Source organism: Microbacterium sp. BG28 (assembly GCF_034044005.1).
GTDB lineage: Bacteria > Actinomycetota > Actinomycetes > Actinomycetales > Microbacteriaceae > Microbacterium.
The window spans coordinates 463612-482263 of record NZ_JAXCHA010000002.1 but is presented as its reverse complement, the minus strand read 5'-3'; the positions used below and the strand labels follow the sequence as shown (position 1 = coordinate 482263).

32 protein-coding genes are annotated in these 18652 nt (G+C 68.1%); 5 read left to right on the top strand and 27 right to left on the bottom strand.

Annotation, left to right across the window (positions count from 1 at the left end; genetic code table 11):
- Positions 1 to 7: 7 nt before the first annotated feature.
- The 21 genes from SK224_RS08045 to SK224_RS07945 all read right to left on the bottom strand — a co-directional run bounded on the left by SK224_RS08045 (position 8) and on the right by SK224_RS07945 (position 9338).
- Positions 8 to 1333, bottom strand: coding sequence for an RNA ligase family protein (locus SK224_RS08045; RefSeq protein WP_320434207.1), 1326 nt, complete (start codon positions 1331 to 1333; stop codon positions 8 to 10).
- Positions 1334 to 1352: 19 nt separating this feature from the next.
- Entirely contained in the window at positions 1353 to 2243 is an 891-nt protein-coding gene (locus SK224_RS08040) for an AAA family ATPase (protein ID WP_320434206.1), read from the bottom strand.
- 157 nt (positions 2244 to 2400) lie between these two features.
- Positions 2401 to 2739 carry a hypothetical protein gene (locus SK224_RS08035; RefSeq protein ID WP_320434205.1) on the bottom strand — a complete coding sequence of 113 codons (339 nt, stop codon included), beginning with the start codon at positions 2737 to 2739 and terminating at the stop codon, positions 2401 to 2403.
- A 13-nt stretch (positions 2740 to 2752) separates the two neighbouring features.
- A complete protein-coding gene (locus SK224_RS08030) occupies positions 2753 to 2938 on the bottom strand; it encodes a hypothetical protein (RefSeq protein WP_320434204.1) in 186 nt (61 codons plus the stop codon).
- Positions 2935 to 3165: a hypothetical protein gene (locus SK224_RS08025; RefSeq protein ID WP_320434203.1), complete on the bottom strand. Its 231-nt coding sequence runs from the start codon at positions 3163 to 3165 to the stop codon at positions 2935 to 2937. Before SK224_RS08025 ends, SK224_RS08030 begins: the two co-directional genes overlap by 4 nt.
- Positions 3111 to 3521, bottom strand: a complete 411-nt coding sequence (locus tag SK224_RS08020; RefSeq protein WP_320434202.1) for a hypothetical protein — start codon at positions 3519 to 3521, stop codon at positions 3111 to 3113. Before SK224_RS08020 ends, SK224_RS08025 begins: the two co-directional genes overlap by 55 nt.
- A complete protein-coding gene (locus tag SK224_RS08015) occupies positions 3514 to 3927 on the bottom strand; it encodes a hypothetical protein (RefSeq protein WP_320434201.1) in 414 nt (137 codons plus the stop codon). The genes SK224_RS08020 and SK224_RS08015 overlap by 8 nt, the downstream gene beginning before the upstream one ends.
- Positions 3924 to 4445 carry a dual specificity protein phosphatase family protein gene (locus SK224_RS08010; protein WP_320434200.1) on the bottom strand — a complete coding sequence of 174 codons (522 nt, stop codon included), beginning with the start codon at positions 4443 to 4445 and terminating at the stop codon, positions 3924 to 3926. Before SK224_RS08010 ends, SK224_RS08015 begins: the two co-directional genes overlap by 4 nt.
- Positions 4442 to 5347, bottom strand: a complete 906-nt coding sequence (locus SK224_RS08005) for a PD-(D/E)XK nuclease-like domain-containing protein (RefSeq protein WP_320434199.1) — start codon at positions 5345 to 5347, stop codon at positions 4442 to 4444. The genes SK224_RS08010 and SK224_RS08005 overlap by 4 nt, the downstream gene beginning before the upstream one ends.
- Entirely contained in the window at positions 5344 to 5496 is a 153-nt protein-coding gene (locus SK224_RS08000) for a hypothetical protein (protein WP_320434198.1), read from the bottom strand. Before SK224_RS08000 ends, SK224_RS08005 begins: the two co-directional genes overlap by 4 nt.
- 9 nt (positions 5497 to 5505) lie before the next feature.
- Positions 5506 to 5793 (bottom strand): hypothetical protein, encoded by a 288-nt coding sequence (locus tag SK224_RS07995; RefSeq protein ID WP_320434197.1) that lies wholly within the window; start codon positions 5791 to 5793, stop codon positions 5506 to 5508.
- On the bottom strand, positions 5777 to 6121 hold the full coding sequence (locus SK224_RS07990) for a hypothetical protein (RefSeq protein WP_320434196.1): 345 nt from the start codon (positions 6119 to 6121) through the stop codon (positions 5777 to 5779). Before SK224_RS07990 ends, SK224_RS07995 begins: the two co-directional genes overlap by 17 nt.
- A complete protein-coding gene (locus SK224_RS07985) occupies positions 6118 to 6459 on the bottom strand; it encodes a hypothetical protein (protein ID WP_320434195.1) in 342 nt (113 codons plus the stop codon). The genes SK224_RS07990 and SK224_RS07985 overlap by 4 nt, the downstream gene beginning before the upstream one ends.
- On the bottom strand, positions 6456 to 6839 hold the full coding sequence (locus SK224_RS07980) for a hypothetical protein (RefSeq protein WP_320434194.1): 384 nt from the start codon (positions 6837 to 6839) through the stop codon (positions 6456 to 6458). The genes SK224_RS07985 and SK224_RS07980 overlap by 4 nt, the downstream gene beginning before the upstream one ends.
- A 106-nt stretch (positions 6840 to 6945) precedes the next feature.
- Positions 6946 to 7194, bottom strand: coding sequence for a hypothetical protein (locus SK224_RS07975; protein WP_320434193.1), 249 nt, complete (start codon positions 7192 to 7194; stop codon positions 6946 to 6948).
- A 150-nt stretch (positions 7195 to 7344) separates the two neighbouring features.
- The gene (locus SK224_RS07970) at positions 7345 to 7584 is read right to left on the bottom strand and encodes a hypothetical protein (RefSeq protein ID WP_320434192.1); all 240 of its coding nucleotides are present in this window, start codon (positions 7582 to 7584) and stop codon (positions 7345 to 7347) included.
- Positions 7581 to 7799 (bottom strand): hypothetical protein, encoded by a 219-nt coding sequence (locus SK224_RS07965; RefSeq protein WP_320434191.1) that lies wholly within the window; start codon positions 7797 to 7799, stop codon positions 7581 to 7583. The genes SK224_RS07970 and SK224_RS07965 overlap by 4 nt, the downstream gene beginning before the upstream one ends.
- A 106-nt stretch (positions 7800 to 7905) precedes the next feature.
- Positions 7906 to 8079: a hypothetical protein gene (locus tag SK224_RS07960; RefSeq protein ID WP_320434190.1), complete on the bottom strand. Its 174-nt coding sequence runs from the start codon at positions 8077 to 8079 to the stop codon at positions 7906 to 7908.
- Positions 8080 to 8482: 403 nt separating this feature from the next.
- The gene (locus SK224_RS07955) at positions 8483 to 8905 is read right to left on the bottom strand and encodes a hypothetical protein (protein WP_320434189.1); all 423 of its coding nucleotides are present in this window, start codon (positions 8903 to 8905) and stop codon (positions 8483 to 8485) included.
- A complete protein-coding gene (locus SK224_RS07950; RefSeq protein ID WP_320434188.1) occupies positions 8902 to 9129 on the bottom strand; it encodes a helix-turn-helix domain-containing protein in 228 nt (75 codons plus the stop codon). Before SK224_RS07950 ends, SK224_RS07955 begins: the two co-directional genes overlap by 4 nt.
- Complete coding sequence (locus SK224_RS07945; protein ID WP_320434187.1) at positions 9126 to 9338, bottom strand: hypothetical protein; 213 nt, start codon at positions 9336 to 9338, stop codon at positions 9126 to 9128. The genes SK224_RS07950 and SK224_RS07945 overlap by 4 nt, the downstream gene beginning before the upstream one ends.
- Positions 9339 to 9479: 141 nt before the next feature.
- On the opposite strand from SK224_RS07945, the gene SK224_RS07940 reads away from it, so the two are divergent.
- From SK224_RS07940 to SK224_RS07925, 4 genes are all read left to right on the top strand, one after another.
- Positions 9480 to 9737: a hypothetical protein gene (locus tag SK224_RS07940; protein ID WP_320434186.1), complete on the top strand. Its 258-nt coding sequence runs from the start codon at positions 9480 to 9482 to the stop codon at positions 9735 to 9737.
- Positions 9738 to 10215: 478 nt separating this feature from the next.
- A complete protein-coding gene (locus SK224_RS07935) occupies positions 10216 to 10566 on the top strand; it encodes a metallopeptidase family protein (RefSeq protein ID WP_320434185.1) in 351 nt (116 codons plus the stop codon).
- Complete coding sequence (gene clpS, locus SK224_RS07930; RefSeq protein ID WP_413816768.1) at positions 10566 to 10868, top strand: ATP-dependent Clp protease adapter ClpS; 303 nt, start codon at positions 10566 to 10568, stop codon at positions 10866 to 10868. The genes SK224_RS07935 and clpS overlap by 1 nt, the downstream gene beginning before the upstream one ends.
- A complete protein-coding gene (locus SK224_RS07925; RefSeq protein ID WP_320434183.1) occupies positions 10865 to 11356 on the top strand; it encodes a DUF2017 family protein in 492 nt (163 codons plus the stop codon). Before clpS ends, SK224_RS07925 begins: the two co-directional genes overlap by 4 nt.
- Before the next feature lies 1 nt (position 11357).
- Here SK224_RS07925 and SK224_RS07920 read toward each other — a convergent pair whose 3' ends face one another.
- From SK224_RS07920 to gatC, 6 genes are read right to left on the bottom strand one after another with little or no spacing between them, the layout of a single operon-like run.
- A complete protein-coding gene (locus SK224_RS07920; RefSeq protein WP_320434182.1) occupies positions 11358 to 11897 on the bottom strand; it encodes a hypothetical protein in 540 nt (179 codons plus the stop codon).
- A 1-nt stretch (position 11898) separates the two neighbouring features.
- Complete coding sequence (locus SK224_RS07915) at positions 11899 to 12219, bottom strand: hypothetical protein (RefSeq protein WP_320434181.1); 321 nt, start codon at positions 12217 to 12219, stop codon at positions 11899 to 11901.
- 44 nt (positions 12220 to 12263) lie between these two features.
- On the bottom strand, positions 12264 to 13520 hold the full coding sequence (dinB, locus tag SK224_RS07910) for a DNA polymerase IV (RefSeq protein WP_320434180.1): 1257 nt from the start codon (positions 13518 to 13520) through the stop codon (positions 12264 to 12266).
- Between the two features lie 51 nt (positions 13521 to 13571).
- On the bottom strand, positions 13572 to 15086 hold the full coding sequence (gatB, locus tag SK224_RS07905; RefSeq protein ID WP_320434179.1) for an Asp-tRNA(Asn)/Glu-tRNA(Gln) amidotransferase subunit GatB: 1515 nt from the start codon (positions 15084 to 15086) through the stop codon (positions 13572 to 13574).
- Complete coding sequence (gene gatA / locus SK224_RS07900) at positions 15086 to 16600, bottom strand: Asp-tRNA(Asn)/Glu-tRNA(Gln) amidotransferase subunit GatA (protein ID WP_320434178.1); 1515 nt, start codon at positions 16598 to 16600, stop codon at positions 15086 to 15088. Before gatA ends, gatB begins: the two co-directional genes overlap by 1 nt.
- On the bottom strand, positions 16597 to 16896 hold the full coding sequence (gene gatC / locus SK224_RS07895) for an Asp-tRNA(Asn)/Glu-tRNA(Gln) amidotransferase subunit GatC (RefSeq protein ID WP_137417120.1): 300 nt from the start codon (positions 16894 to 16896) through the stop codon (positions 16597 to 16599). Before gatC ends, gatA begins: the two co-directional genes overlap by 4 nt.
- A 55-nt stretch (positions 16897 to 16951) precedes the next feature.
- Here gatC and SK224_RS07890 point away from each other — a divergent pair, with 55 nt between their 5' ends.
- Positions 16952 to 18649, top strand: coding sequence for a long-chain-fatty-acid--CoA ligase (locus SK224_RS07890; protein ID WP_320434177.1), 1698 nt, complete (start codon positions 16952 to 16954; stop codon positions 18647 to 18649).
- Positions 18650 to 18652: the final 3 nt, after the last annotated feature.

The window sequence follows — 18652 nt, the reverse complement described above, 5'->3', positions numbered from 1 at the left end:
ATGTGCTTCAAGCAGGCACGCTCTCTGCGGATTCGAGGTCGACCTCGCCGGCGTCGAGCTGGGCGGTCTCGAACAGGAAGTGGCTCGGGTTCTTGTGCTTGAACAGCAGCGGCACTCGGCCGCCGCGGTCGACGCGGATCGCGATGCCCTCGTCGGCGCCCGTGCCGTCTTCGCTCAGCGAGACCGGGATGTCGCGGAAGGGGAAGAACCCGGAGCGCGCCGCCATATAGAAGTCCGCGGCGAAGTCGTTCTCGACGAAGTTCTCGAGCACGAAGTCTCGCTTGGCGCCGCGCCACAGCTCAGCCACGTGGTTGAAGCCGTGCTCGTTCGCGAAGGTGCGCACCTGGTCCCACGAGAGGTCGTACAGGTCACCTCCGTCGGTCACGATCGCGACGCGGTACAGGTAGAGCTCGGCGGCACCGTGCGGTACGCCGTACGTGTGACCCGACTGGATCGCTGCGCCGTCGCGCGTCCATCCAACGAGTTCGCCGTAGACGATCACGTTGGAAGGGATGCGGTCCTCGATCGTCTGCCCGAACGCCGACCACAGGTCGACGCCGTAGTAGTGCGCCTGGTGCGGGTTGTGGATGTCCTTGATGACCTGCCGACTGCCGAACACGACGTCGAGCTCGGCCTCGGCGACCTTCACGCCCAGACGCTTGGCGAGGCGCTCGAGCCACGTCAGCTTCCGACGCACCGGCACTCGGCCGGCACGGAACGACGTGCCGTGGAGCTTCTGCGTGACGATGAGGATGTCTTCGTCGGAGATCAGGTGCTCGTTCCGGAGGTACTGGTCCGTCTCGATGTGCACCGGGAACTGCTTGTCGGTGACGCGCTTGAACGCCTTCTTGACGTTCGCCGCTTCGCGGCTGACCTGCGCGGCGGGTTCCTTCACGCGGTACTTCCGCGAGACCTCGTCGCCGTTGATCGCGTCGAACGCGGTGCCTTCCACGAAGTCAGACTCGGGCACGCCGAATGCGTCCGCGACGACGGAAACCGGGAGGATGAGGCCGTTGCTGACGGTGCCACGCAGCTTGAGGGCACGCACGCGCCGGTTGTCCTCGAGGTAGCCGGTCTGCGACGGGTCGATGTTCCGCTCGGCGTGGCGGTAGAGGTTGGCCGCCCACGCGAGCGCGTCGCTGATCTGGCACTCGGCCGGGAAGAACACGGCGAGGTCGCCCTCGCGGAGCGTGCCGTCCTTCTGCGTGATGACGGTGTATCCGAAGATGCCGAGCCCGACGAGGCGGTCGGCGTTCGGGAGTGAGAACGGGGCGGGCACGCGCACGACCTGTGCGGCGTAGTTCGCGGAGTCCTCGATGGTGAAGCTGGTCATGGGTTCCTTTCGTTGGTTGTCAGAACTCGTTCGTCGGGTCGCCGACCTGCAGCGTCGTCAGCCCCATCGCGCGCCACATCCGGCACACCTGCGGGCGGTCGTCGATCACGCCGAGCACGTTGAACTTCGGTCGCACGTGGAGGTCGAAGAGGCTTGCCTTGACGACGTCGTCGCGGCGGTTGTCGCCGGCGGCGCGCATGAGGAGGCGGTCGTAGCGGATGCTGGCGTTCGCGAGCCATTCGACGGTGTCCGCCCGCGCGGTCTCGTCTCGACCCGACATGAGGATCACGCAGTGCGTCATCTCGATGGCGTTTACGATCGCGGCGATGTTCACGTCGACGGTGTCTTCGCCCACGCGCGTCATGTCGTACGGCGAGCGACCGCCCGTGTTGTGCGCGAGGGTGCCGTCGATGTCGACGATGACCGCCGGCGTGAGTCGCCAGTCCTGCACATAGGGGCGGATGGAGGCTCGGCGCGCGACGGGCGCCGGCGGGAGATCGCCGTCGATCGTGAACCGCTTGTGCATGGTGCGGATCGCCTGCTCGGGGATCGGGTTCTCTCGCGCCGCGTTCCGCGCGATCGCCTCGTCGAGCGCGACCGGGAAGTCGATGAACCGCACCTCGTAGCCCATGTTCAGCCAGGCGCCGATGAAGCGGACGTTGAGGTTCGTGGCGTCGATGATGACGTCGAGCCCGTCCTGCAGCGCGGCGCGCGCGATCGACTTCTCGACTGCGCTGACGTGGCTCTCCTGCTCGGGCGAGAGCTTCTTGTCGGTCGTGGCGTAGAGCATGCCGCGGATGTCGTCGCGGTTGACGCGGACGCGGTGCTCGGGGTCGTCCTTGACCCACTGCTTCGCGTAGGTCGACTTTCCGGAGCCGGGCAGGCCGCGGGTGAGGTGGATGATGGGCATGGCGAGTCCTTTCAGTGCGGGAGGCGGATGCCGTCGGCCCGCCCCGCGGCGCGGCAGTCGACGCAGTTCGTGCGCTGCCACGATTCGGTGTGGTTCTTGTTCTGTCGGCCGCAGTACGCGCGCCCTTTCAGCGACCGGCACACCCGGTCGGACTCCCTCACTCGTCCGCGCTGGCCTCGCGCGCCGCGACCCTGCCGCAGACGTTGCAGTGCAGCGGCTTGTCCTCGGGGGTCACCGTGTCGGGGAAGAAGAAGTAGTTGAGGAACCCGCTGCGAAGCTGGGCCTCGTTGAGCTGGTCTGCGCGGGCGGCGACCGTCGGCAGGTCGCCCTCGAGCGGCGTGAAGCCGTCCGGGACGATGGGCAAGCTGGCGCGACGTTCCGGGTCGTCGATGAACTCGTCGGGCGCGAACTTCGGTGCGTGGCGGTTGTACTGCTTGCCGATCTTCGTGAAGTTCAGCGCGAATTTGAGGGGCGTGACGGGTTCTGCAACGGGCATGAGGTCTCCTTGGTCAGTGCTCGCCGATGCGGCGTTCGATGTCTGCGAGGCGGCTCTCAGCGGCCGCGACGCGATGCTGGTGTCGGCGGATGAGTCGATCGCGGTCGGGGTCGTCCGCGGACCGGCTCTCGGCTGCGATGAGCGCGGCGAGGGCGGAGGCGTGACGCTGACGGGCGTCCTCCTGCTCGTCGCGCATCATGCGCCTACGGCAGCGAGTCGGATGCGGTAGGGGCTCGTGTTCAGGCGGCGCGCCCAGTGGCGCTCCCCACGTCCACGCCTGAACGACTCGCGCAGCAGCCGCCCGAGTTCGGCGCGCTGCGCCGCGCGTCGCGGGTGCTCAGCCTTACGTCGGCTGAGCACCCAGTAGCGCTCTATCGCGCCGTCGAGCTCGTGGTTGTTGAGGGATCGGGTGGGGTGAGTGTCCATGTGCCCTTGTTCGTGAGATAGATGGGGCCGTGCACGATGTGCTCAACCGGGACGTCGGCGGGGAGGCGGATACCTCGGCGGACGATGAAGCCCTGGATCTCCGCCTCGCGTCGGTTCCCCTCCACCCAGCCGTGGCATCCAGTGACGCCCGAGCCGCAGAGCAGGAGACCGTTGGCTGCTTGGTTGATCCACCACACCTTCGAGCCGCCCATCTGGCGGGGGCTGCGGTGGTGCGCGGACCAGTCGATGCCGCGGTACTCGAACACGAGACGGCGGCCGCACTTGAAGCAGCGGCCGCCGTCTCGGTCCCAAATCGCGAACAGTGTGTCGCGATCGAACCCTGTGGGCTTACCCACTCGAGTCCTTCGCGCGGGTGTCGACGTCGAGGAAGCGCAGCGCGCGCCCGAGCGCGACCGACTCAGCGGTCTCCATCGCGCGGGACGCGTAGGGTTCTTCGCCTTCCCCGTAGGTCCGTTCCGCGTGTCCGACGGCGTCGGGCCGTCCAGTGACGTCGGATCGGTCGAGCCAGATGGAGGCTCGGAAGGCGTAGCTGCGCACGCCGAGCGCGGTCTCCCACCAGGCGTAGGTGGTGTCGTACGCGGCGTTCGGGTAGGCGCGGTAGAGCGCTGCGACCTTCTCGTCGACGGTCCCGATGTCATCCGGGTCGTCTCCGGGAGCAGCGCCCCCGGAAGGCGCGGCGCGCCGGCGTCCGATTCGGCTCGGCTCGGCGTCGACAGCCGGGATCTCGATGTCCGCGGTCACTGCGCCGCCACCCATGCCTCGAAGGCGGGGTTGCAGAGGCAGGCCGGATCTCGTCTCGCGCGGATCAGGTCGATGGCCTCCTGCCCGGTGGACACGTCGCCAGCGAGCAGCAGCGCCTTCGCGACGACCAGGCTCGACCGGTTGAGGCCCGCCTGGCAGTGGACGAACACGGTGCCCTGCGCGCGGCGTTCGTTCACCCACTCTGCGAGCTCGGCGACCTGCTCGAATCCCTGGTCAAGAGAGTCGTACATCTCGACAGTGAGCGAGTCCTTGAGGTCGTGTCCGATCCAGTAGTCCTCCCACTGGTAGAGGGAGAGCTTGAAGTCGACGAACTCCGGCAGGACGAGGCCGTGCTCGACGCCCCCATGCCACAGGTTGTCGGTGACCTGCGTCATGAACGGCATCTCGATTCGATGCCGCCCGTGGTTCGCGACACCATTGAGGCGCCGCTCGCGCGGATCAGTGAGCGATGCGTCGCCGCCGAGGGCGTACGCAGTGGGATCGATTGCCAGCTTCACGCTGCCTCCCCGTCGAATTGGTCTTGGAAGTCGTAGATCGACCACATGGGCGGCTTGAGCACACCGATCGGGCCTCCCGAGGCGTTGGAGTACCCCGGCCAGCGGCCGGACTCCATGCACTCGGCGTAAAGCTCGCGCGCGCGCTGCGCCTTCTCCTTCCCCATCCGCTGAGCGTCGGCGTCGAGGACGAAGACGTTCGTCAGGTAGGGCGGGCTCGACTCCACGACGATGAACAGGAACGGCTTCCGGTCACCCGTGATGAGCTCGTAGATGTGGTCGTAGTGGCCCTGCTGCACGTCGTACCCGAAGCGGAACGCCTGCTGCGCGAACCCGCTCTCCGACGCCTCACCACTCGTGGTCTTGAGGTCGCCGATTCTCGGTCCCTCAGCGTCGAGCCGACCACGGAGCTTGACGCCCGTGTCCGGGTCCGTCGCGAACATCGACACCTCGGGAGTCGCCTTCTCGAGGATCGCTCGCGCGACGTCGTTGGCGAGAACGGACTCGGCGATGAGGTTGACGACGCGAGCGACGACACGCTTCACGGGGATGAGACCGTGGGCGCGTGCCTCGTCCGCGAATGCCTTGGCCGCCTTCGTGCTGACGGCACCGTTCGCGGCGAGCACGTTGTCGAGTTCCTTGCCCTCGAACTCGAAGGTCTCGCGTCCAGTGCCGTCAGGGTAGACGGTGATCTGGGCGCCGACGCCGAGCACCTTGGAGTGCACCGCGGAGCCGGTGTCGAACTCCGCTTTGGGCTCCTGGGGCTGCGCGATGTAGTGCTGGTAGTGCGCGGGCGACTTGAGCAGCTTCTTCGCGCCGGTGGACGACAGCCCGGGAGAGCGATGGTACTTCTCCTCGGGCATGCCATAGACGAGCTGGCCGGGGCCAGTGAAAGCGAGAGTCACAGACCGAAGACCGCGCGAACAGCCATCGTGGCGAGGAAGATCGACAGCGCGGCCGCCGAGAGGACGATCGAGCCGAGGAAGATGAGCGAGAGAGCTCCGGTGAACCGCGAGCCGCGTCGCGGCTTCCGGTCGATGAGTACGTTGGTCATGGGTCTCCTTTAAGGGGCGGGGTACCAGGTCAGGCGGGCGTCGCCGCGGGCGGTCACGCTCACTCCCCCGGCGTAGGTGATGGTCATGGTGTGGTCGTCGAACAGCTTCACGTCCTGGACGAATCCGGTACCGGGTGCCGTGAACGTGACGCCACCCGCGGGGCCTCGGTACTGCACGCTGAACACGAAGTCTCCGTGGCGCGGTGACCGCGCGGATTCGAGCACTCCGCTGACGGTCGCGCGTTCGAGGACCGGCGACTCGGGTTCGCGGGTCGGGAACTCAAGGACGTTGGACACGTAGGCCCCATTTCTGTGCAGGGTTTCCGAGGACGGATGAGCCTTCGCCGATCGCTTCGACGAGCCCGTCTTCGACGAGCTCTGAGCGGGCGGTGCGGAGGCGGGAGCCGGAGCACGGCTTCTGGTGCTTCTTCCGGCGGGAGCGGATGTGCTTGTCGGCGATCTCGTCGTCGGTCAGCCCCTCCGGGTTAAGCGAGAGCCAAGAGAGGACTTCGTGGTGCGCATCGCCGCGGCGAGTGGTCTGGTCGGCGGCCTGATGCGACGTGATGGGGTCCGAGCGACGTGCGCGTGGCCGATCGTCGGGGAACACCATCGGAAGTGTCGTCATCGTCCGCGGCGCCCACCGTGCTGTCGCTGAGCCTTGCGAGCAAGACGCAGTCGCGTCATGGAGCGGTGGTCGGTGTCGCCACGCGATCGCACCGTCTCGGCATCGTCACGCCACGCTGCGGCGGTCGACCACAAGATGGTGACGATCGTGGCCGGCACCTCCGTCGTCGCGACGACCGTGATCTTCCCCCGCTGGCGGTACTCCTTGCCTGCACCGCAGGGCTGCACCGAACGAGGGCGGAGCATGGCGTCGCGCACCTCGTCGCCATCGAGTCCCATCGCCACAGCGCGCTTCATCGCGTGGTGGCTGACGGAGAAGGGGATCTCGTACGTCGTCACCGGGCCACCGCCGCCCGATCGGCGCGCGTGGGAACGGTGAGCTTGACTCGCCGCCCTTCGCCCATGTGTCCACGCTCGGACGCCTCTGCCCAGTCCTCGCGGGTCCGCCAGAGGATCGTCGCGACTTCCGGGTAGCCGTATCTGTCCAGCATGACGCTGACAGCGATCCGCTCCCCTTGGATGGTCACGGCGTCGTACTTCGCCGAGTAGCCAACATGGAGCGGCTTCGCGAGGACGTTGAAGAGCTCGTCCTCGGTGATGCGCATTTCGGCGAAGCGCTGAGCAGCATGGCGCGAGAACGAGAGTCGAGGCCGCTCGCCGCGGATGTAGGCACTGCGAAACTGGCGAGTGTCGGGGTACGAACGGAACTGCTGGATCATGGGTTCCTCGGCTTGTTGGGGCCGCCGGCGATGCAGGCGGCGGCGAGAAGAAGTGCGCAGAGCAGCGCGACGGCGGGCAAGGCCGACCCGCCGTCAGCGCAGTGCATCACCGGACGCGTCCGAGCGACCGCGACTGCGAGGTGAACCGCTTCGTCAGACGATCGCCAGCGGATGTGGTGATGAGGCCGTCGTCCCACCGCACGCGGTACAGGTCGCCGTCGAGCTTGTGCTCGATGCGTCCGAGAGTGCCGGTCGCGCCGATGACGCCGTCTCCGGCGATGAGGCGAGGGCGCTTGCCCTTCTTCTGCTTCGGCTTCTTCGGGGCGGGGCTGGGCTTGGCGGTGAACGCGGACATGGGTACTCCTTTGGTTGGTGAGAGAGAGCGGCGCGGGAAGACGATGGGGTTTGCCCAGCCCACCGAGTTGCCCGCGCCGCGAGTGCGCGGGGTGGGAGTCGAACCCACCCCGCGCCGTGAACTACTTGTGCCGCGAAGCGGCTGCGACGGTTAGCCGCCCGAGGCGAGCTGCGCGACGGAGATGATCTGCAGCACGACCTGCACGAAGGCGGACGCGCCGCCGATCAGTCCGAGAACGAAGCCGGTCACGGCCCCGATCGCCGCCCACCGCATCTTGTTGGTGTGGTGCTCGATCAGCACGCCGATTCCGACGGAGATGAGGTAGAGCGCCCAGAACGAGACGGGAATGAGGATGATCCAGATGACCAGCCAGACGACGGCTGCGGTCACTCGACGCCCGCGCTCTCGAGGATGCTGCGCGCCTGGTCGATCGCGGCGGCGTGCCGGGCGGCCTCCTGGCTCTCGGCGGCCTTGTTGTGCGACAAGGCCGCGAACGACGCGGCCTCCGCAGCGGAGGTCACCTCCTTGGCCTTGAGAGTGTCGGCCTTCGCGCCGAGCGATGAGGTCAGCGACGGGGTGCGCCGACCGAACAACGTGGGTGCCATGTGGCTCCTTTCAGGGAGGCAGGGTGCCTCGTGGGCGCCGGGGTCTCGAACGCCCGGTGTATGCCGCTCGCCCGCTGCGCTCAGAGGTCGGTGCTGCTCATCGGCGTCACCCCCCGTACGAATCGGCTAGCTCATCCAGCGCGTCAGCCGCCGCCGCGTTGATCGCCTGCGTCTCTTTGTGCCACCACGGCTCAATCGAGCGCCGGCGCACGATAGCCGCCTCGCGCAGCACGTTGTGCAGGAGCACCGCCGTGCGCTGTTGAAGTTCCGTCTCGGTCATGCGCGGTTCCCTTCGTGTCGGTTTGAGTGCGCACCCGGGGGCTCGAACCCCGGCTGTGGCTCCCGCGAGCGTGCGCCGTACCTTCACCAGCCCGACCCGTGAGGGTTCGTGCCGCCGGTCCGTCGGTGCGTAAGTCTGGGAATCCCTTCGATTCCTGCCGGCCGTCCTCACGAGACGGCCCGCCACGGTGTTGTGGTCTTCACACCACGGGCTGCACGCTCCCCCGTTCGGGAGGGTGCGACTTGTCGTCGCTGCAGCGTCGTGACGCTTATCTCTATGGAGTTCGCCGGATCAGCCCTAAGCCGCTCGGTGGGCGGGATGGGTGCCGGATTCAGTTGTTCTCGGGCATGCCGAGTAGTGCCCCCGTCGCCGCTGAAAGCGACGAGGGCTGGGTGGGAGGGGGTTACTCCCGTTCGGGGACGGCGGAGACGAGGACCGGCTCGTCGTCGAAGAGGCCGTACGCCAGGCCGCTGCCGGGGTCGGAGATCCACGCGGCAGGGTCGTCCCAGCGGTAGGCGCGGACCGGGTGGAGAGGATCGTCGGTCTGGACGGTGAAGGAGCCGGCGAAGGTGCCGGTGTAGATCGCGGGGCGGGTCTTCGTCTTCGGGCCGACCGTGACGTTGAGCTCGACGGGGGTGCCGGGGTTGAGGGTGTTGGCGTTGAGCATGTCTGACCTTCCGGGAGCGAGGAAGACGATCCAGAGGATGAGGAGGATGAGGCAGGCGAACATGAGCAGCAGTGCTCCGTTGGCCTTGGCGGGCTCGTGGAAGAGGTAGCCGAGTGCGACGCCGGCCACAAGGAACGGGACGGGGACGTAGCGGATCATGCGACCCGCCGCCGGCCCTTGGAACGGTTGGACTGTGCCCACGCCGGCGCGGGCGTTTGGAGCTTCGCGAGCACTTGCGTCGGGAAGTAGCGGTACTCGCGGCCGACCTTGAACGAGGGGATCTCCTTCGCCCTGGTCATCCGGTAGACCTTCTCGAGCGAGGCGTTCAGCACCTCCGCGATCGTGCGGGCGCCGACGGCTTGCTCGAGCGTGGCGGCGGTCATGCCGCGGCCACCAGTTCGGGGAGGCTGATACCCAGGGCGTCCCCATAGCTCTCTGCCGTTTCGAGGGAGAGCTTCTTCTTCCCGTTCTTCACTTCGTCGAGTACGCGCTTGTACGGCACCTTCGCCGCGAGCGCAAGCCATCGGTAGTTCTCGCCGCGCTGTGCCAGTCTGAGGCGAAGCTGTGCGGCTGCTGCGTCGTTGATTCCCACATTTAGGAACCTAATGCACAGATTGGGGAATCAACAGCGGTGGCTGGATGTTTGAGGATTCCCACAAAGGGGAATGTGAGAGTCCTCTAAGAAATGACAGATCTGGGAATCGTTTCCCCATTTAGGGAATAGGGTGGGGGCATGGGAAACGAACGGTCCGACGCGGTGCGTGCGGAACTGAAGTCGCGGCTCGAAGATAAGTACGGGGACTTGAAAGCCGCAGCGGCCGCCTTGGGCGTGCCACACAAGACGCTGTACCGGAACCTCACCACGAAGGGCAAGGACCGGACCGCGACTGTCTCGCTCGAGTTCGTCATGGAAGCGGTCGAGCACCTTCACTCTCTAGGCGGCGACGACTTCGGCGCCTTCTACGCAGACGCTCTCCGTCGCGTACGTTGACGTGAACTCGTCAAGGGTCATGCACTGCTGTCCGGGACGGTAGATCGGGCAGACCCGAGCACAGGCTCGCTCTGGGCTGCAGGACGGTCGTGGCGTGCTGGACATGCTTGGTGGTACCCCCGGGATAGATGCTGGATCGCCAACGGGGTGTATTACACCCTCCGTTGGTGTTCCCCATCGTAAGCGGACGCGCCGACATTCAATGCGTGTTCATAGAGTAGAAGTCTGCTAGGGCCGTAACGATCGGGTAACTCTGTTCAGGGGGTTAACTACCCTCCGCGAGGTGTGGGCGAGGTGTGGGCATGCCCACACTTTGGGGTCTAGCTGGGGGTATTGTGGTCGTGTGGCGTCACCGTCCGGTTTCGCTTCCATCCGCGTGATTCTGCGGGAGAATGGGTAGTCGTGGGTTTGAGAGTCACTGGTTCAAGCCCCGTTAGCCACCCCACTTCTTCCCTCCGCTGCGAGGCTGGGTCGCCTGATGCTTGAGATGGATCACGAGAGCTTCGAACGCCTCGTCGTCGATGAACTCGACCGCCTCCCCGACGACATGGTCGACGGGCTGGACAACGTCGTGTTCGTGGTCGAAGACCGCTCGGACGACGAGCAGGGCGAACTGTTCGGCCTGTACGACGGATGGGCGCTCACCGAACGCGACCGCTATGGCGTCGGTGAGCTACCCGATCGGATCGTGGTGTACCGCGAGCCCCACCTGAACGCGTGTGCCGACGAGCAGGAGCTCCGCGACGAGGTGCATACGACACTCGTGCACGAGATCGCGCACTTCTACGGCATCGATGACGCCCGTCTGCACGAGTTGGGGTGGGCATGATGGCGGCGCCCGCGAGTCCCGATCTCGACGAACGGGTCGATCTCGGCACTGTCGGTACCCTCGACCCGCACTGGCAGACCGTCGTGTGGAACGACCCCGTCAACCTCATGAGCTACGTCGTCCACGTCTTCCGCGAGTACTTCGGGTTCTCCCGGGAGGAGGCCACCCGACGCATGATGGCGGTGCACAACGAGGGGCATGCCGTCGTGGCGGAGGGGATGCGGGAGCAGATGGAGCTGCACGCGCAGGCGATGCACGATTACGGTCTCTGGGCCACCGTCCGACGGGCGCCCGGCGCATGAGCGACGCGGTGACCCTCTCCTTCACGCGCGTCGAAGCCGTCCACCTGCGTGGTCTCGTCGGGCAGTTCGTCGATCTGCTGTCGGATGAGGATGCCGCATCCGACCCGGCCGTGGCACGGCTGACGCCCTCCGCCTATCCCGACGACGCGGCGTCGGCGGATCAGTTCCACGCCGCGACCCGCGGAGACCTCCTGCGTCGGCGAAGCGCGGAGGCGGGCACCGTTCTCGCGGATCTCGCCAGCGCGGGCGAGCTGGACCCGTCGGACGAGCACGCCTTCGACGAGGCTCTCGCAGAGATGGAGATCTCGCTCGAGCCACGCCAGGTGGCGGCATGGATGCGGACGCTCAATGCCGTACGACTGATTCTGGCCGCGCGGCTGGGCATCGACGACGATCACGATCACCCGGCGGACGATGCCCGCTTCGGCGTGTACGAGTGGCTCGGCTACCGGCTCGAGTTGCTGATCAGCGCGACCGACGGCCCCTGAATCAGACGCGGACGATGTGCGTCGCGAGGGAGCGCGGGTCGTTCGCACGCAGATGATCCCGCTCCTGAGCAGCCCACCGGTCCCAGTGCGGTTCGTACGTCGCACCGTCGCGCCGCAGTGCCCGCTCCCGTCGCAGGGTGTCCTCCGCCTCGACCCAGATGCGAACCGGCGCCAGAGCGGCCGCCGCGGGCGTCAGGAGGCCCGCGCCCTCGAGGATCAGGGGCGTTCCCGTCGCGATGTCATGCCAGTCGGCCGGCCCGTCCGACTCCCAGTCCCAGCCCTGCCACCGACCGGGGCGCCCCTGCGCCAGCGGCGCCAGCACGCCGCTGATCGCCGCATCCGCACCCCGGCGCAATCCATCCCATCCGGGATAGAGCTGGTCGAGCGACAGGACGGCGAACGTGGGCCGTGCTGCCGCGAGCTCGCGTGCCAGCGTCGTCTTGCCCGCACCGGACCGGCCGTCGATGACGACGAGACGCGTCGGCCCGCACGCGTCGACGGATGCGGCGATGCCGGCGAGCGAGGCGCCGACCCGCGGCACGTTACTTCTTGAGGGCGCGGATCACGCGGCTCAGGGCGCGACCGGCGACGAACACGAACGGAATCGCCACCGCGAGCAGCGACACCAGATTCGGCTCGAAGCGCAGGTCGTCGCCCTTGCGGATGTAGGCGCCCAAGGGAACCGTGTAGCCACCGCCGCCACCGCCCTCGTTGCCGCTGTCGTCGGAGCCGCCCCCGAAGCCGTGCCACGACAGTGCGACGGGAATGAAGCGCACGCCGTCGACGTCCTGCTGATCACCGTAGACGGAGGCGACGCCGAGGGATGCGGACTGCTTACCGAGGTCGAGAACGAAGTTGGCCATGTGTCCACGCTAACGGCAGAAATCCAGGACGACTACGCCTTGACTCAGTCGGACCGGGCTGGACGGGGATGGGAGGGCAAGGATCCGCCGGCGCGCGGCGCCCCGAGCAGCGCCGCGCGGGTGACCGCTCCGCGACCGAAGCGACTCGACGCGTCGTCGAGGGCCTCTTCGACGCGTCGCCATTCGGCGTCGTCGTCCCACAGGGTCGCCATCAGGCCGGAGGAGCGCAGGTTCTCACCCCGCACGCCGATGAGTCTCACGGGCAGCGACCGGTCGATCCCCGCGAGCAGACGCAGTGCGGCGTCGCCGATCCGCTGTCCCACGGCGGTGGGCTCGGGCAGGGTCACCGACCGCGACAGGGTGCGAAAGTCCGCGAAACGCACCTTGATGGCCACCGTCGCCGCCTCGACATCGTGCGCCCGAAGCCGCGCACCCACCCGGTCGGCGAGTCGGCGCACTTCCGCGCGGAGCACCGTGTCATCGTCCACGTCTTCGTGGAAGGTCTCCTCGTGACCGATGCTCTTGTCGATTCGCTCGACGGAGACCTCACGCGCGTCTTCTCCGCGCGCCAGATGCCAGACGCGCTCCCCCATGGCGGGACCGAGGGCCTTCTCGAGCACAGATCGGGGAGTCTGCAGGACGTCGCCGATCGTGCGGATGCCGCGGGCCTCGAGAACTTCTGCGGAGCGGGGGCCCACGCCCCACATCGCACGAACCGGTCGCGGCGCGAGGAAAGCCGCGGTGTCGGCCGACGCGATGATCAGCAGGCCGTCGGGCTTGCTGAGGGTCGACGCCATCTTCGCGACGTGCTTCGTCGCGGCCGCTCCCACGCTGCACACGAGGCCGGTGCGCTCGAGCACCCGGGCGCGCAGGAGTCGCGCGATCGTCCCGGGGCTCCCCCAGAGGCGGCGCGAACCGCGCACGTCGAGGAAGGCCTCGTCGATCGACAAGGGTTCGACCAGAGGGGTGAACTCACGGAAGATGTCCATGACCTGCGCCGAGAGCGCTGTGTACCGGTCGAAGCGCGGCGGCACGATCACCGCAGCCGGGCACAGACGCATGGCCTGCGACACCGGCATCGCGGACCGCACACCGTAACGACGCGCTTCGTACGACGCGCTGGAGACGACGCTACGTCCCTCGGGCGATCCGATGATGAGCGGCTTACCCGCCAACGACGGATCGTCGAGGACGGCGACGGCGGCGTAGAACGCGTCCATATCGACGTGCAGGATGCCCGCGCCCGTGTCGTCGGCATCGGCCGGCGACACGATGCGCCCGGATCCGTCGCCGCGTCCCATGCGTCCATTCTTCCGCGGACCGCCGACATCGCGGCCCGCGGAAGAGAGGGATCATTGTCCGGCGCGCTCCAGCACGAGCTCGCGGACGCGGGCGGCGTCGGCCTGACCCTTCATCGCCTTCATGACCGCGCCGATGACAGCGCCGGCCGCCTGGACCTTGCCGTCGCGGATCTTCGCCAGCACGTCGGGCTGGGCGGCCAGGGCGTCATCGATGGCCGCGATGAGCGCACCGTCGTCGGAGACGACCGCGAGCCCACGGGCATCGACGACCTCCTGCGGCGAGCCTTCGCCGGCGATCACGCCCTCGAGCACCTGACGTGCGAGCTTGTCGGTGAGCGTGCCGGCATCCACGAGCGCCTGCAGGGCGGCGACGTGGGCAGGGGTCACGAGGTCCGCCGCCTCCCGCTCCTGGGCGTTCGCGACGCGCGTGATCTCGCCGGTCCACCACTTGCGCGCCGCGGCCGGGCTCGCGCCCGCGGCGATCGTCGCCTCGACCTCGACGAGGAGTCCGCCGTTGGCGACGTCCTGGAACTCGAGGTCGGTGAAACCCCACTCGGCCTTCAACCGCCGGCGGCGAGCCGCCGGCGGCTCGGGAAGCGCGGCACGCAGCTCTTCGATCAGCTCCGTGGCAGGGACGACGGGCAACAGATCGGGCTCCGGGAAGTATCGGTAGTCGTCGGCATCCGATTTGGGACGGCCCGGCGACGTCGTCCCCGTGTCCTCGTGCCAGTGCCGCGTCTCCTGCGTGATCGTGCCGCCGGCGGCGAGGATCGCCGCCTGACGCTGGATCTCGTAGCGCACGGCCCGCTCGACGGAGCGCATCGAGTTGACGTTCTTCGTCTCGGTCCGCGTACCGAGCTTCTCCGCACCGCGCGGACGCAGTGAGACGTTCGCGTCGCAGCGCAGGTTGCCGCGCTCGAGGCGGGCTTCCGAGATCCCCAGGGAGAGGACGATGTCGCGGATGGCCGCGACGTACGCCTTGGCGATCTCCGGTGCGCGGTGCTCGGCGCCGAAGATGGGGCGCGTGACGATCTCCACGAGGGGGACGCCGGCGCGGTTGTAGTCGACGAGCGAGTACTCGGCGCCCTGAATTCGGCCGGTGGCGCCGCCGACGTGGGTGAGTTTGCCTGCGTCCTCCTCCATGTGGGCGCGCTCGATCGGAACCGTCACGATCGTCCCGTCGGCGAGCTCGATCTCGACCTGACCGTCGAAGGCGATCGGCTCGTCGTACTGCGAGATCTGGTAGTTCTTGCCGAGATCCGGGTAGAAGTAGTTCTTCCGCGCGAACCGGCTCGACGGCGCGATCGAGCAGCCGAGGGCGAGCCCCAGGCTGATCGAGGAGCGGATGGCCGTGGCGTTGACGACCGGCAGCGCGCCGGGCAGCCCCATGTCCACGGGCGCGACGAGCGTGTTCGGTGCGGCATCGTGGTTGTCGGGGTGCGCGGGGTTCGGCGCGGCCGAGAACATCTTCGTGCGCGTGTTGAGCTCCACGTGGACCTCGAAGCCGAGCACGGGCTCGAACAGCTCGAGAGCCTTGTCGAAGTCCATCAGCTTGTCCTTGGCCATCAGCGGGTCCCTCCCAGCACGGGGGCGCGATCGAGCAGCGGCCCGCCCCACGAATCGACGAGCAGGGCCTCGAGCGCGGCCCCCACGCGGTACAGGCGTGCATCCTCACGCGCGGGCGCGAGGAACTGGATGCCGACCGGCAGCCCGTCCTCGGCCGCGATTCCCGACGGTACGGAGATCCCTGGCACACCGGCCAGGTTCGCCGGGATCGTGGTCACGTCGTTGAGGTACATCTGCAACGGGTCGTCGATCTTCTCGCCCAGGCGGAACGCCGTCGTGGGTGCGGATGGCGTCGCGATGACGTCCACCTTCGCGAAGGCCTCATCGAAATCGCGCTGGATGAGGGTGCGCACCTTCTGCGCGCTGCCGTAGTACGCGTCGTAGTAGCCCGCGGAGAGCGCGTACGTGCCCAGGATGATGCGACGCTTCACCTCGTCGCCGAAGCCGGCCTCGCGGGTCGCTGCCATCACGTCCTCGACCGTGGCTGCGGCGTGCGGACTCACCCGCATCCCGAAGCGGACGGAGTCGAACTTGGCGAGGTTGCTCGACGCCTCGGCGGGCAGGATGAGGTAGTAGGCCGCGACGCCGTACTCGAAGTGAGGGGCACTGACCTCGACGATCTCCGCGCCCTGCGCCTGCATGGCCGCGAGCGCCGCCCGGAACGAGTCCGATACTCCCTGCTGGAAGCCGCGGTCGTCGAGTTCACGGATGACGCCGACCTTGAGGCCCTTGAGGCTCTCTCCCGTGGAACCTTCACGCGCCGCGGCCGCGAACGACGGCCAGGCGTCGGTGAGCGACGTGGAGTCATGGGGGTCGTGACCGGCGATCACATCGTGCAGCAGCGCCGAATCGAGCACCGTCCGCGTGACCGGCCCGACCTGGTCGAGGCTCGAGGCGAGCGCGATGGCGCCGTAGCGGCTGACACCGCCGTAGGTCGGCTTCACGCCGACCGTGCCCGTCACGTGCGCGGGCTGACGGATGGAACCACCGGTGTCCGAGCCCAGCGCGAGCGGCGCCTCGAGAGCAGCGACGGCGGCCGCCGACCCGCCCCCGGAGCCGCCGGGGATCCGATCGAGATCCCACGGGTTCCGGGTGGGGCCGTATGCGGAGTGCTCGGTGGAGGAGCCCATGGCGAACTCGTCCATGTTGGTCTTGCCCAGGGGCACGAGACCAGCGGCGCGAGCCCGCGCGACGACCGTCGCGTCGTAGGGCGACATGTAGCCCTCGAGGATCTTGGATCCACTCGTTGAGGGCATGTCGGTGGTGACGAGGACGTCCTTGATGGCCAGCGGCACACCCGCCAGCTCGCCCAGGGCCTCGCCGCTCGCACGACGTCGGTCGATCTCCGCGGCCGCTGCCAGCGCGCCCGTGTTGACGTGCAGGAACGCGTGGACATCGCCATCCACCGCGGCGATGCGGTCCAGGTGCGCCTGCGTCGCCTCGACGCTGGACACCTCGCCCGCGGCGAGCTTGGCGGCGAGATCCGCCGCGCTGAGACGGATGATGTCGCTCACTGCTCCTCCCCCAGGATCGCCGTCACACGGAAGCGGTCCTCCGCCGCATCCGGCGCGTTCTGCAGGACCTCGGCGAGAGACAACGCCTCGCTGTGCTCGTCGTCACGGAAGACGTTCTGCAGCGGGATCGGGTGGCTCGTCGCGACGACATCGGGGGTCGCAACCTCCGAAACCTTCGCGATGTTGTCGACGATCGCGTCGAGCTGACCTGTGAGGCGCCCGACCTCCTCGTCGCTCAATTGGATCCGGGCGAGGACGCCGAGATGGCGCACGAGATCTGGGGTGATTTCCGACACCCCGACAGTCTAGTTCGGCCCCGCCCGGGCGCCGGGCGCCCGTAGGCTGTGCCGGGTGACGACCTTCGATCCTCCCCGTCCCTGGGTCCGCAGCTACGCCGCCGGAGTACCCGATGACCTCGAACCGGTCTCGGGTTCTCTCCTGGACATCGTGCAGGCCTCGGCACGCGAGTATCCGGATGCGGTCGCACTGCAGTTCTTCGGGCGCGAGACGACGTACCGCGAGCTCGACCGTGCCATCTCGCGCGCGGCCGCCGGGCTCCACGCGCAGGGCGTGCGCCGAGGCGACCCCGTCGCCATCGTCCTGCCCAACTGCCCGCAGCACATCGTCGCCTTCTACGCCGTCCTGCGCCTCGGCGCGGTCGTCGTCGAGCACAATCCGCTCTACACGGCGCGTGAGCTGCGGAAGCAGTTCGAGGATCACGGGGCCAAGCACGCCATCGTCTGGAGCAAGGTGGCGGCCACGGTGCAGGCGTTCCCCAAGGATGTGCGCGTCTCGACACTCGTGACGGTGGATCTGACGCGCGCGATGCCCTTCACGACCCGCGCCGCGCTCCGCCTGCCCATCGCGAAGGCCCGTGAGTCCCGGGCCGCGCTGCACGCGAAGGTCCGCGGCGGTATCGACTGGGATCAGTTGCTGCGCAGCGAACCGCTTCCGGCCTCGCATCCCGCGCCGACGTCGGACGATCTCGCCATCATCCAGTACACGAGCGGCACCACCGGCACTCCGAAGGGCGCCAAACTCACGCACCGGAATCTGCTCGCCAACGCGGCGCAGTCGAGGGCATGGGTGCCCTCGATCCACCGCGGTGAGGGGTGTGTCGTCTACGCCGTGCTGCCGATGTTCCACGCCTACGGCCTCACTCTCTGTCTCACCTTCGCCATGTCGATGGGCGCGCGGCTGGTGCTGTTCCCGCGCTTCGACCCCGACATGGTCCTCGCCGTGACCAAGAAGCACCCCGCGACCTTCCTGCCGCTCGTGCCGCCCATCGCCGACCGGCTGCTGCAGACGGCGCAGGCGAAAGGGATCTCGCTCGCGGGAACGCGGATCGCGATCTCGGGCGCGATGGCGCTTCCGCACGAGCTCGTCGTCCCGTTCGAGAAGGCGACCGGAGGCTATCTGGTCGAGGGGTACGGGCTCAGCGAGTGCTCGCCGGTGCTCATGGCCAACCCCGTCGCCGAGAACCGGGTTCCCGGCACCGTGGGGCTACCGCTGCCCGGCACCGAATGCCGTGTCGTCGACCCGGAGAACCCGCGGGTCGACGTCGCCCCCGGCGCCGCGGGCGAGCTGCTCGTGCGCGGACCGCAGGTCTTCTCGGGCTACTACGGCAAGCCGGAGGCCACCCAGGAGGTCTTCGTCGACGGCTGGTTCCGCACGGGCGACATCGTCACGATCGACGACGCGGGGTTCGTGCGCATCGTGGACCGGATCAAGGAGCTCATCATCACGGGCGGCTTCAACGTCGCACCGACCGAGGTGGAGAACGTGCTGCGCCAGCACCCGCAGGTGGAGGATGTGGCCGTGGTCGGCCTCCCCGACGAGCACGCCGGTGAAGAGGTCGTCGCCGCCATCGTGGTCGCCCCCGGGGCGGAGGTCGACACCGAGGCCATCCGTGGCTACGCGCGCGGGATCCTGACTCCGTACAAGGTGCCGCGGCGCCTGTTCATCGTCGAGGAGCTGCCGAAGTCGCTCATCGGGAAAGTACTTCGCAAGCAGGTACGCGAGCACCTGCTTGCCGAGACGGGGCGCTGAGCA